The 12,912-nt window shown below is 33.5% G+C and carries 12 protein-coding genes; 2 read left to right on the forward strand and 10 right to left on the reverse strand.

What is annotated here, in order from left to right:
- Positions 1-6: 6 nt before the first annotated feature.
- The 9 genes from BHF71_RS07465 to ku form a co-directional block, all read right to left on the reverse strand.
- Positions 7-1,179: a pyridoxal phosphate-dependent aminotransferase gene (locus BHF71_RS07465; RefSeq protein ID WP_069657034.1), complete on the reverse strand. Its 1,173-nt coding sequence runs from the start codon at positions 1,177-1,179 to the stop codon at positions 7-9.
- A 24-nt stretch (positions 1,180-1,203) separates the two neighbouring features.
- Entirely contained in the window at positions 1,204-2,406 is a 1,203-nt protein-coding gene (locus BHF71_RS07470; RefSeq protein WP_069657035.1) for an acetate/propionate family kinase, read from the reverse strand.
- Positions 2,407-2,432: 26 nt separating this feature from the next.
- Complete coding sequence (locus BHF71_RS07475; protein WP_069657036.1) at positions 2,433-3,305, reverse strand: 3-hydroxyacyl-CoA dehydrogenase family protein; 873 nt, start codon at positions 3,303-3,305, stop codon at positions 2,433-2,435.
- Between the two features lie 279 nt (positions 3,306-3,584).
- Positions 3,585-4,064, reverse strand: a complete 480-nt coding sequence (locus tag BHF71_RS07480) for a DUF5590 domain-containing protein (protein ID WP_069657037.1) — start codon at positions 4,062-4,064, stop codon at positions 3,585-3,587.
- A gap of 42 nt (positions 4,065-4,106) precedes the next feature.
- The gene (locus BHF71_RS07485; protein ID WP_069657038.1) at positions 4,107-4,271 is read right to left on the reverse strand and encodes a YpmA family protein; all 165 of its coding nucleotides are present in this window, start codon (positions 4,269-4,271) and stop codon (positions 4,107-4,109) included.
- Between the two features lie 372 nt (positions 4,272-4,643).
- Positions 4,644-5,939: an amidohydrolase family protein gene (locus tag BHF71_RS07490; RefSeq protein WP_069657039.1), complete on the reverse strand. Its 1,296-nt coding sequence runs from the start codon at positions 5,937-5,939 to the stop codon at positions 4,644-4,646.
- A gap of 120 nt (positions 5,940-6,059) precedes the next feature.
- Positions 6,060-6,971, reverse strand: a complete 912-nt coding sequence (gene ligD / locus BHF71_RS07495) for a non-homologous end-joining DNA ligase (protein ID WP_069657040.1) — start codon at positions 6,969-6,971, stop codon at positions 6,060-6,062.
- Positions 6,959-7,897, reverse strand: coding sequence for a non-homologous end-joining DNA ligase (ligD, locus tag BHF71_RS07500; protein WP_069657098.1), 939 nt, complete (start codon positions 7,895-7,897; stop codon positions 6,959-6,961). The genes ligD (BHF71_RS07495) and ligD (BHF71_RS07500) overlap by 13 nt, the downstream gene beginning before the upstream one ends.
- Before the next feature lie 64 nt (positions 7,898-7,961).
- Positions 7,962-8,789: a non-homologous end joining protein Ku gene (gene ku / locus BHF71_RS07505; RefSeq protein WP_069657041.1), complete on the reverse strand. Its 828-nt coding sequence runs from the start codon at positions 8,787-8,789 to the stop codon at positions 7,962-7,964.
- Between the two features lie 226 nt (positions 8,790-9,015).
- Here ku and pflB point away from each other — a divergent pair, with 226 nt between their 5' ends.
- On the forward strand, positions 9,016-11,259 hold the full coding sequence (gene pflB / locus BHF71_RS07510; protein ID WP_069657042.1) for a formate C-acetyltransferase: 2,244 nt from the start codon (positions 9,016-9,018) through the stop codon (positions 11,257-11,259).
- Positions 11,260-11,265: 6 nt separating this feature from the next.
- Positions 11,266-11,979, forward strand: coding sequence for a pyruvate formate-lyase-activating protein (pflA, locus tag BHF71_RS07515; protein ID WP_069657043.1), 714 nt, complete (start codon positions 11,266-11,268; stop codon positions 11,977-11,979).
- A gap of 51 nt (positions 11,980-12,030) precedes the next feature.
- Here pflA and BHF71_RS07520 read toward each other — a convergent pair whose 3' ends face one another.
- Entirely contained in the window at positions 12,031-12,912 is an 882-nt protein-coding gene (locus BHF71_RS07520; protein ID WP_069657044.1) for a ComEC/Rec2 family competence protein, read from the reverse strand.

The raw sequence follows: 12,912 nt of genomic DNA on the forward strand, positions 1-12,912 counted from the left end.
ATAAGGTCAAGCAGTAACAAAGTTTTTTATTCTTCTCATACCTTCTTGTATTTGTTCTAATGAAGTTGCAAAAGAGATCCGAATAAAGTTAGGAAGTCCAAAACCAGAACCTGGGATAACAGCTACCTTTGCCTCATCAAGTAAAATTTCCGCCCATTTATCAGCGTTATCATATTTTCCCTGAATAGCTTCCGAAATGTCAATAAATACATAAAAAGCTCCAAAAGGCTTAATAGGTTTAAAACCAGGAATATCCCTTACTAACTCTAGTACGGTGTTTCTTCTTTTTTCAAATTCATTCCTCATTCTAAGAAGTTCATCCTGAGGTCCATTTAATGCCTCAACGGCACCAAATTGGGCAAATGAAACAGGGTTTGAAGTACTATGACTAGCAATACCAGTAATCGCTTTAATGATAGAAGTATTTCCAGCAGCATAACCAATTCTCCAACCAGTCATTGAATATGGTTTAGAAACCCCATTAATGACTACAGTACGTTCATAAGCGTCCTCACTTATGCTGGCAATGCTAACATGCTCTTTCTCATCGTAAATGAGTTTTTCATATATCTCATCAGAAACGATGTAAAGATCATGCTTTTTACAAACTTCAGCTATTTCGGCTAACTCATCACGACTGTAAATTACTCCGGTAGGATTACTTGGAGAATTGATGATTATCGCCTTAGTCTTATCGGTTAAAACACTTTCGATTTGGGAAGCGGTGATTTTATAATCATTTTCTTTCTTCCCTTCAAGGAAAACTGGTACGGCTTGAGCTAATTTAACTTGTTCAGGATAACTCACCCAGTATGGCACAGGTACAATCACTTCATCACCTGGATTACACACAACCTGAAAAAAATTATATAAAGCGTGTTTAGCACCCATTGTTACGATTACTTGATCCATCTTATACTCTAAGTTGTTATCCCTTTTAAATTTCTCTATTATTGCTTGCTTTAGTTCAGGGATTCCAGCAGCAGCTGTATACTTGGTAAATCCTTTTCTCATTGAATCAACTGCTGTTTCAATAATATTGTCAGGAGTATTAAAATCAGGTTCTCCAGCCCCTAAACTAATCACATCTACACCCTTACTTTTTAATTCCTTTGCTTTTGCACTGATTGCTAATGTTGGTGAAGGTGTTAATTCTAATACACGTTTTGCAAGTTGCAAAAGAGTCCCCCCCTAAATAATAGTTTATTTATTTGATTTTACTATTCTTAGGGTGTCCCTTGCAATCATTAGTTCCTCATTTGTTGGAACGACTAATACTTCTACTTTTGAATTAGATGTGCTTATTCTCCTTACTTTCTTAGAACGTACTCGATTTATTTCTTGATCGATTTCTATACCTAAGTATGTCAGATTCTCAGTAATTGCTTTACGTAGGATATCTGAATTCTCACCTACACCAGCAGTGAAGATAATGACATCAACTCCATCCATCGCAGCTACATATGCACCAATATATTTACGAATTCGATATTCATACATATCAAAGGCTAATTTTGCTCCTTCATCTGTAACCATCTTTTCTTCAATATCTCTCATATCACTACCATACCCAGATATTCCTGTTAAACCACTATGTTTATTTAACATGGAATTGACTTCGTTAAGAGTTAGATCTTCCTTGCCCATCACAAAAGGTATAATAGCTGGGTCTAAATCTCCGCTTCTTGTTCCCATCATTAGACCTTCTAACGGAGTCATCCCCATGCTTGTATCCACTGATTTCCCACGATCAATAGCTGTTATACTTGCACCATTTCCAATATGACAAGATACTATTTTCAGTTCTTCAATTGGCTTTCCTAAGAACTCTGCTGCCTTAGCACTCACATATTTATGGGATGTTCCATGAAATCCATATCTTCTTATCTTGTGTTTCTTATATAAAATCTTTGGTATTGGATACATAAACGCCTTCTTTGGCATCGTTTGATGAAAAGCAGTATCAAAAACTGCAACATTAGGAACTCCCGGAAGAACACTTTCAACAGCTTCTATCCCCACTAAATTAGCAGGGTTATGTAATGGTGCTAAATCAAACACACCTTTAATAGCTGCTTTTACTTGCTCATTTACCATAACTGAATCAGAGAAAACTTCTCCACCGTGAACGACACGATGTCCAACAGCTTGAATTTCGCGGATATCAGACAGGACACCAGATTCTGGATGCACTAAATATTCGAATACTTTTTCAATTGCTGTTGTATGTTCAAGGATTTCAGTTACAATTTTAACTTCTTCTTTTCCAGTAGGTTCATGGGTTAGAATTGCATCATCCATCCCAATACGTTCTACTTTTCCCGATGCAATCACTATTTCATCTGTCATATCATATAATTGATACTTTAAAGAAGAACTTCCACAATTCAAAACGAATATTTTCATCTATCATTAACTCCCTTCCGTAAAGGTTAGTTTATTCTCTCTCCAACTTCATTATATTTGAAAAATCCTTCTCCGGTTTTTTCTCCTAAATGACCTGCACGAACTAATTTTCTTAAAATTAATGCTGGACGGTACTTTACATCACCGTACTCTTTATAGAGACCTTCTGTAACGCGTAGTACAGCATCTAACCCCATACGATCAGCCATTTCTAATGGTCCATATGGGAAGTCAAATCCTAATTTCATCGCTTTATCAACATCCTCTGCTGAGGCAACTCCCTCGACAACAAGATTCATCGCATCATTTAGAAGAGGTAATATTAAACGAACTGTAACATATCCAGGTGCTTCATATACTTGGATGCCTGTTTTACCAATTTTTTCAACAAATTTTTTGGATATATTATAGGTATCATCAGATGTTTTTAAGCCTCTAATAATTTGAACTAGTTGTCTTTCAACTACAGGATGGGTAAAATTCAACCCAATGAACTTACTAGCTCGATTTGTCGCCGCAGCAATTTCAGTTATACTCAATGTAGAAGTATTAGTTGCAAAAATAACATCAGGACGACAAATATTATCTAGTTCACTAAATAACGTCTTCTTAACTTCCAAGATCTCATCCACGGTTTCAAAAATAAAATCAACATCACTTAGTAAAGATTTGTCTGTAGTAAAAATAATTTTTGAAAGGATAATTTTCTTTTCTACCTCGGTTATCCCCCATTTTTGAATTTTTTTATCTAACAAGTGGATTAAATGTTGTTTTGCTTTCTCAATGTTTGTTTCATCTTTATCCACTAATACTACTTCAAAACCTCTTTCTGCAAGCACTTGGGTAATACCAAGACCCATAACGCCTGCACCTATCACTCCAACTTTTCGTATAGGCATAATAACTCCTCCTATTATACTATGCATTATTAACCCAACATAAATATTATCATAAATCTAGGCTCGTGTTATAAAAAATTTATTACATTTTATATAACAGATTAAAAAAATAAGCCAAACAATTTTAATTTGGCTTATTTTTTCCCATTATAGTTATTTTATAAATCTCTAATCACCAATACCATAAAAGGTTTTACCTTTTATGTAAAAAGGCATTTATTTTTGGTATTTCAAATTTCACAATATTAAAACAGATGCATCTACTTTCTAATAACAGATCTAATTTTTACCTAAACGATACATCTTTAAATACTCCCCATTTTCTAAATTGAAATAAATATATCCCAATCTTCCTTGATCATCCTCATATAAAACTTCGTAAATTAAAATTTTATCAGGGGTGATACCGGCAGTTATTCTTTTTATCGATATATCTTCAACCATCGCTACAACCTTTTCTTTTATTCGCTCTTTAGTCACCCAATTAAACAAATATTTATAATTTACCTCATCATCGTTTAACCAAATAAGAAGTGGATTACCCATTTCACTCTTGCCAAAGATAAAATAATATTGATCTTTTCCAGAGAATAAGTCTATGTCCTCAACTTTTTTAAGAATAGGTACTTCATGATAAGCCCTTTTTATCATTTGTTGTTCGATTTGTTTACCGTTTGACCAAATCAGATAAATATAAGAAAAACTGATGATGACAATTAATAATAACATACCAAGAGGTAAGAATATGTATTTTTTCATTTTATCTCCTACCCATTCCGTTTTTAAAAATATAAAAATCTTTTAAGTACGATAAATGCTGAACACCATCTTTTCTGGATCCTTATCGTCCTTTGCCAATCCAAACATCAAGTCATCATATTTTAAAGTTTTATTCAAAATATCGACAATTTTATAGAGGTCGGAAGAAGCTGTGATTTTAACTGAAGCAATTAATTCAATTCCCATTCGTAACCATCCTTTTTTATATTTATTACCTTAACATTATACAATAAATTTGGATACAAAAAACAGACCCACAAAAAAATGTGAGTCTGTCTTGAATTAGGATTAAATAAGCTAATGATTTAAGGAAATAATAAGTTTACACCGAAAGGAGTGATTGACATCTTATCTCCAACCAAAATGATTACACTTGAAGTGGAAACATGGCTTTGTTTAAAAGACCAATTTATTCAACAAGATGAAAAAGACTTTTTGCCAGAATTCCGAATAAAGGACAATTTATTCAATATCTAATACTTTTAGCTAATCTTAGTATGAATAACTTCTCACTATCTTATACCTCTAAATTTTAGCCTGTGGAAAAGCAGGCTTTTTTCATGCCCATTCATTAGCTAACCGCTTCACTTCATAAATAACCCTTTCTTCATCTATTGTTTGTACCTGACCTTTCTTTACAAGCTGTTTTCCATTTACAAAAACATCAACTACATCTTTACCAGCTGCAGAATATACTAGGTGAGTTATTGGATTATACATTGGATGGAAATGAGGTTGATTTACATCGACAATGATAAAATCTGCCTTTTTTCCTACTTCCAAAGAACCCGTGTAGTGACCAATAAATAAGGAGTGTGCACCGTATATTGTAGCCATTTTAATAGCGATATCAGCTGGAATAGCTAAAGGATCTTGACCATAACCTTTATGAATTAAAGCTGCTAACCTCATCTCCTCAAACAAATCTAAATTATTGTTACTTGCTGCACTATCTGTACCCAAAGAAACATAAATCCCCTGATCCAACATTTTTGGGATTGGTGCGATACCACTACCTAATTTTAGATTACTACCTGGATTATGAGATACATTAACTTGATAATTTTTAATAATTTCGATTTCTTCTTCTGTAACATGTACAGCATGGGCTATCAGTGTAGGATGCTCAAATACGCCTAATTGTTGAAGATGTTTAACTGGAGTCACTCCATACTGCTTCAGATTTTGCTCGACTTCAAATGCTGTTTCTGACAAATGTATCTGGATCGGAACCTGAATCATTGTAGCACTTTCCACTATTTTACTGATAAAGTTCGGTGAACAGGTATAAAGAGCATGAGGTGACATCATGGTAGTTATCCTGCCATCAGCTTTATTATTCCAATTTTTTGCAAAATTTTCCGCTTCACTAAGTTTTAGTTGCTTTTCTTCAGAAGAAGCACCGATTCCAATAATCCCTCTTGATAGATTAGCTCTAATTCCCACTCCTTCTATGACATCAGCCACAACATCCATATGGATATAAAAATCAGAATAAGTTGTGGTTCCCGTCTTTAACATCTCAAGAATTGCTAATAGGGTTCCCCATTTAACATGCTCCTTCGTAAACCTACCTTCAATCGGCCACATTTTCTTTTCTAACCACTCCTGAAGTGGTAAGTCATCTCCATAGCCCCGTAACAAGGACATCGCTCCATGACCATGAGTATTGATTAGGCCTGGCATAACGATATTTCCCCGTGCATCTATAACCTGATCAAACTTTGAGAGATCTTCTGGTGATTCACCGATGAAGGTAATAACATCATCCTCAAATATCATGCTACCATCCGTAATAATTTCATTATCTTGATTAACAGTTACAAAAATACCATTAATGACTATTGATCGCATAAATTTTCTCCCCATTTGTATCTTTTGAACTTATTCAAAAGAATTTGTTGCCATTTATTCCCATTATTATCGTATCATATTTTTTTATTAATCGCAATAAAACTTTTAAAGCAAGTCATATTACACATTTTCCAGCTTTAAATGTGTAATTATCGGATCTAAATTTTGAATATACCTTTCATCTATCATTGGAGCAAATAAATCCCCCTTATTCGATAGTCGCTCAAAAACATTTAATAAGTGAAAATCCTCTGGTTTAATACCTTTTTTTAACTCCTCCCACTCTATCGGCATTGATACTGTTGCTCCTTTGGTTGCTCTAGGTGAATAAACTGTTACAATCGTTTTTCCGTGCCACATTTGCAAATAGTCAAAATAAATTTTGTTTTCCCTTTTATGAACCATTCTTTCCATGGAAATTTTATCGGGATATTTTTGACTAAAATAACTGGCAAAAAAGTGATTTATTTTCCTTGCCAGTTCATAATCATATTTCTCACCAATCGGAATATATATTTGCAATCCTGTTGCTCCAGAGGTTTTAACCCAACTCTTAATCTTAAGTGATTGTAAGGTTTCATATATGATCAAAGCAACTTCAGTCACTTGATCAAATGTTTGCCCTTCAGACGGATCTAAATCAAAAACTAAAGCTGAAGGAAATCCATCTTTTTGTCGTTTATTAAAAGTAGTATGAAACTCTAATGCTGCTTGATTACCTAACCAAGCTAATTCGGCACTAGAATTTAAAAGCATGTAGCATACATCTTTTTTCCGGTATTTATGTACCCATTCTGGAGCATAATCTGGTACGTTTTTTTGGAAAAAGTATTTACCATTTACTCCATTTGGAAAACGGATCGTAGTTAATAGACGATCCTTGGAATGAGGAATGATATAAGGAGTAAGTTTGATCAGTATTTCAATATAATCGAGTTTTCGAATACCTACTTCTGGCCACATTAACTTAAAAGGATTAGTTATCCGTACTGAATATCCATCAATTGTTATTTCTTCAATTATAGGACCCATTCCGTACCATCTGCCTTTTGAGGTTTTAGTGTGCTAAATCCGAGAATTTTAGGGTGTCTCAACTTAAAATCGCTAGTCCATTCCATAAACTGAACCCAACAGGTTAAAATCGGTTTAAGCCATATTACTCCTTTATTATCTACATTATCAACAAAAGGGCTGTGTTTCTGTTGAAGATGGACTAGATAATCGTTTAATAATACCAAATCACCTTCTTTAAACACAGCATTAACTTTTCCTACATAAGATAACTTTTGATTGCGAAAAACTCCGAGTAGGAGTGAACTTGGAACACCATTTTTCCATCGGATTCCACCTACAACCGTTAAAATCTTTTTATATATTTTCGTTTTTATCCAATCATGATGTGATTTACCTGGGGAATAATAACTATTAATTTTTTTAGAAACAATACCTTCCCAACCTCTATCTTTCATTAATGCCATTAATTTATTTCCATCTTTAAAATCATCAGTAATAGCAATAGTATCATCCTGTTCTAATTGGTTAACTAATAGCTCTTTTCTCACATTTAATGGTTGTTTACGGATGTCGTTTCCATTTAACGCTAGAAGATCAAAAACAACGTATTTTATTGGGTATTTTGTGGTATAATACTTTAGATTTTTATCTGTTTTGATCCTTTCACGTTTCAAAATATCTTCAAAGGATGGTTTATCACTTTCATCTAACACAATTAATTCACCATCTAAAATTGCTTGGTCTCCCTTGAACAAATTCTTTAAACTTTCAAGTTCAGGATAATAAGCCGTTCGCTCACGTCCTTTTTTAGTGAACAAATGGATCTTTCCGGCTTCAATATATGTGATTCCTCTAATACCATCCCATTTTATTTGATGAATCCATTCATCACCAGTAACAATTCTATCTTCCAGAATTGGTTCCATCGGCTGTATCAAATCCATTCTTATCAATCCATCCATTCAAATATTCACTTATATAGTTTTTCTATGATAATATTCGTATTTATTAACTAGCTGTGGTTTTCTTTTTCCTGCCCCTATTAGTTCCTTTTTTTGTTTTCTTCGGCGGTTCTGTTTGATCAATACTGGCTTGTAAAGCTTGCATAAGATCAATAATGTTTTTCTTTGGAACTTCTTTTTGTACTTCTATTTCTTCACCTTCAATTTTTCTTTGAATCAATTCCTTCAGAGCCTGACGATAATCATCAGTATATTTTTCTGGTTCAAATTTTGCAGTTAAATTGTCAATTAAATGTTTTGCCATTTCTAATTCTTTTTGGTCAAAGGATATGTCTTGAGAAACCCCCGGTACTAAGTCAATAGCTCTAACTTCATCTGGGTAAAAAATTGTTTCTAAAACAAGAATATTTTTGTAAACTCTAAGGACAGCAAGCGATTGTTTAGATCGAATCGTTATTTTAGCGATACCAATCTTTCCCGTTTCAATCATCGCTTGTCTCAACAAATTATAGGCTTTTCCTCCCGTTTCTTGTGGTGACAAGTAATATGATTTATTGAAATATATTGGGTCGATTTCAGATAGCTTAACAAAATCAAGTATTTCAATCGATTTATTAATATTGGGTTTCAGTGATTCTAAATCTTCGTCTTCGATTAATACAAACCTTCCAGGTTCAAATTCATAGCCTTTGACGATTTCTTCCGGCTTCACTTCTCTATTACAAGTTGGACAAGTTTTAACGTATTTTATCGGAGTACGACACTCACGATGAAGATATCTAAATTTGATATCTTTTTCTTCAGTAGAGGCGTACATTTTGATAGGGATATTCACCAATCCAAAGCTGATCGAACCTTTCCACATCGTATGCATAAGAATACCTCCTTCTTAAGATAGTGTTTGGAAAATAAAAATCTTCATACTCAGTTTCTTTTTATTTTTTGATTATTTTCTTTATTGGAACTATTATGCATTTTATTTTGTGAGTATTTATCTGTATACATCTAATTTAAAATTTGCTAATATACAAACTAAATAAGTGTACTATAAAATTATTTACGGAAATTATAACAGTTTACACCTTGAGGAGGAAGGGATTATGAATTCTGTACTATCGAAAGCGTGGAATGGATTTAAACAAGGGAAGTGGGTGGAACAAGTTAACGTCAGGGACTTTATTCAAACTAACTACGTTCCCTATGACGGTGATGAAAGCTTTTTGGCAGGTCCGACTGAGCGAACAAAAAAAATAATAGATCAAATATTTGACTTAATTAAACATGAAAAAATAAACGGTGGTATATTGGATGTTGACGTTAGTACCCCATCTTCAATTACTTCTCACGGACCAGGTTATATCGATAAAGATTTAGAAGTGATTGTTGGTTTGCAAACTGACGAACCTTTCAAACGCTCAATTCATCCTACGGGCGGTATTCGTATGGTTGAAGCAGCTTGTAAAGCATATGGATATGAAATGGATGAAAAAGTAAGTGAGATTTATCATAAATATCGTAAAACACATAATCAAGGTGTATTTGATGCCTATACTGATGAAATGAAAAGAGCTAGAAAAACAGGGATTATTACCGGATTACCTGATGCTTATGGAAGAGGGAGAATAATTGGTGATTATCGCCGAGTAGCCCTCTATGGTGTTGATTTCTTAATTGAACAAAAGATTAAAGAGAAAAATGCTACTATTGAAGAATTTATGTCTGAAGATTTAATTCGCTTACGTGAAGAATTAACAGAACAAATCAACGCATTAAACGAATTAAAAGAAATGGCATTATCTTATGGATACGATATTTCTAAACCTGCAACGAATGCAAAGGAAGCCGTTCAATGGTTATATTTTGCTTATCTTGCTGCAGTAAAAGAACAAAATGGTGCTGCAATGAGTATTGGAAGAATTTCTACCTTCCTTGATATATATATTGAAAGAGACCTTAATACCGGCATCTTAACAGAAGAAGAAGCTCAAGAATTGATCGACCAGCTAGTGATTAAGCTTCGAATTGTTAAATTCTTCCGAACACCTGATTATAATGAATTATTCAGTGGAGACCCTACTTGGGTTACTGAATCAATCGGTGGAATTGGTGAAGACGGAAGACATTTGGTAACAAAGAATTCCTTTAGAATTCTACACACTTTATATAATCTAGGTCCTGCTCCTGAACCAAATTTAACTGTTTTATGGTCTACAAAGCTTCCTGAAAACTTTAAAAAGTTCTGTGCTCAGGTATCAATTGATACAAGCTCTATTCAATATGAAAATGATGATATCATGCGACCAGAATATGGTGACGATTATGCTATTGCATGCTGTGTATCTGCTATGAGAATCGGTAAGCAAATGCAATTCTTCGGAGCAAGAGCAAACTTAGCAAAAGCTTTATTATATGCAATTAATGGTGGTGTTGACGAAAAAACTGGTATTTTAGTAGGCCCACGTTTTGAACCAATCACCGACGAAGTACTTGATTATGATACAGTGATGGAAAGATATGACAAGGTATTAGATTGGTTAGCGAACCTTTATATTAATACATTAAATGTTATTCACTACATGCATGATAAATATTCTTATGAAAGAATTCAAATGGCCCTACATGATCGTGATGTTTTTCGTACTATGGCCTGTGGGGTTGCCGGATTATCTGTTGTAGCTGATTCATTATCTGCTATAAAATATGCTAAAGTAACTACAGTACGCAATGAAGATGGATTAGTAGTATCTTATAACATTGAAGGCGATTATCCGAAATACGGAAACGACGATGACCGAGTTGATAGTATCGCTTCAGATTTGGTAAACAGATTTATGAATAAATTACGAAAAAACAAAACTTATCGTAATTCATTACCAACAATGTCAATTTTAACTATTACATCAAATGTAGTATATGGTAAGAAAACAGGGGATACACCTGATGGTAGAAAAGCAGGTGAGCCGTTTGCTCCTGGGGCAAATCCAATGCACGGCAGAGATACTAATGGTGCAATCGCATCATTTAACTCAGTATCTAAGCTACCATATGAAGATTCTCAAGACGGAATATCTTATACATTCTCAATTGTTCCAAAAGCTTTAGGAAAAGATGAAGAATCACGTAATTCAAACTTGGTATCTTTATTAGATGCATACTCATATCAAGAAGGACATCATGTAAATGTCAATGTTTTTGATCGTGAATTGTTGTTAGATGCGATGGAGCATCCAGAAAAATATCCTCAATTAACTATTCGTGTGTCAGGATATGCAGTTAATTTTACAAAGCTAACAAGAGAACAACAATTAGATGTAATTAATAGAACATTCCATGAAAGTATGTGATAAGCTTTGAAGGGAAAAATTCATTCAGTAGAAACCTGTGGCACAGTTGATGGACCCGGAATACGTTTTGTAGTCTTCATGCAAGGTTGTCCTTTACGTTGCCAATATTGTCATAATCCTGATACTTGGCATTTGAAGGATGGTAAAGAGATAGATGTTGAAGAACTGATAATTCGAATAAAAAAAGTTAGACCTTATATGAAATTTTCAGGTGGTGGCGTAACAATTTCTGGCGGAGAAGCAACTATGCAAAAAAAGTTCGTTATAGAGCTTCTAAAACGTTGTAAAGAAGAAGGAATTCATACTGCCATCGATACCTCAGGATTTATTAGTTTAGACGACGCTAAAGAAATACTCACATATACAGACTTAGTTCTACTTGATATTAAGCATATTTCAGCTCAAAAACATAAACAACTAACAGGTGTTACGAATGAATTAACCTTACAATTAGCAAAATATTTGCATCACCATAAAATTCCATTTTGGATCCGATATGTCCTTGTACCTGGATTAACAGATGATATAGAAGACCTGTACGCATTACGAGCCTTTATAAATACAATTCCATCAGTGGAGAAAATAGAAGTATTACCATATCACACAATGGGCAAATATAAATGGTTAGAGCTGGGTTTAGAAGAACCTTTAAAAGGGGTTAAACCACCAACAGATAAACAAATTAAACTAGCTGAAGATATCTTGATAGCTGATCATTAACGAAATTAATAAACTTTGTAAATTAACATATTAAGGGGGAATTTATCCCCCTTACTTTTCTATTTTTATTACTTCAACTTGATAATAGTCTCCATCACTTAGTATTTGTATTTCCCCCTGTCTTTTTAGTACATAGACATCGATCCAAGATTCATTTAACCTTTCTAATACATCATCACTAATTTTATACAAATTGGGATCATTAGAAAAAATAATACCTACTTGTGCATCAACTTCTTCAAGAAATTCAGGGTTGGAGCCTATATTACTTCCAAAATCGCTTACCTTCAATATTTCTGATTTTAGTTGATATTTATCAATAAGCTTTAATTCTATTTCTTCGTTAATATCACTTGTGAAGAGAAATTTTACATTTTTATGAATTAATTGAAATACTAATGAATTTGCTTGTGGAGATAAAGATAATGGGTCACTTGGTGCCATTACAACAATTTTTACATTCGGGTATAACTTAATAACATCATCTTCTTTTAACATTTTGATCTCAAATTTCTGATTCTCTGGCAGCTTAAATTCTGAAGCAATCAATTCAGGAATATAAATGAAATCAACTGCATATTTATCGAGCACTGCATTTAATCCACCAATATGCTCTTCGCTGAAATTAGTTAAAATTATCCCCCGCAGCTTTGTTATTCCATGCATATTCATTAAAAGAATTAATTGTTCTGCGGATTCTATAGAACCTGTGTCAATTAAATAAAAATCATTTGTTGGGAGTTGTACAATAGTTGCCTCACCAATCGATAATGGCAAAAAACTAACTAGAAGTTCATTGTACTCTATGTTTTGTTGATTAGATTGAATATAATCAACATTGATATTGGGTACTTTTGATAAAGTAAAACTATGATAAAAGTTAAGAATTATAAAAAAGAGGATAATTAGCAAGACCAACTTAATGAGTTTCAC

Source organism: Vulcanibacillus modesticaldus (assembly GCF_001730235.1).
In the GTDB taxonomy this organism is placed as follows: domain Bacteria; phylum Bacillota; class Bacilli; order Tepidibacillales; family Tepidibacillaceae; genus Vulcanibacillus; species Vulcanibacillus modesticaldus.

Coding starts and splice junctions, on each gene's coding strand:
- BHF71_RS07485 (WP_069657038.1), bottom strand. CDS start 4,271: ATGGGAATTGAATTAATTGCTTCAGTTAAAATCACAGCTTCTTCCGAC.
- BHF71_RS07470 (WP_069657035.1), bottom strand. CDS start 2,406: ATGAAAATATTCGTTTTGAATTGTGGAAGTTCTTCTTTAAAGTATCAA.
- BHF71_RS07475 (WP_069657036.1), bottom strand. CDS start 3,305: ATGCCTATACGAAAAGTTGGAGTGATAGGTGCAGGCGTTATGGGTCTT.
- ligD (WP_069657098.1), bottom strand. CDS start 7,897: ATGGATTTGATACAGCCGATGGAACCAATTCTGGAAGATAGAATTGTT.
- pflB (WP_069657042.1), top strand. CDS start 9,016: ATGAATTCTGTACTATCGAAAGCGTGGAATGGATTTAAACAAGGGAAG.
- BHF71_RS07490 (WP_069657039.1), bottom strand. CDS start 5,939: ATGCGATCAATAGTCATTAATGGTATTTTTGTAACTGTTAATCAAGAT.
- BHF71_RS07480 (WP_069657037.1), bottom strand. CDS start 4,064: ATGAAAAAATACATATTCTTACCTCTTGGTATGTTATTATTAATTGTC.
- ligD (WP_069657040.1), bottom strand. CDS start 6,971: ATGGGTCCTATAATTGAAGAAATAACAATTGATGGATATTCAGTACGG.
- ku (WP_069657041.1), bottom strand. CDS start 8,789: ATGCATACGATGTGGAAAGGTTCGATCAGCTTTGGATTGGTGAATATC.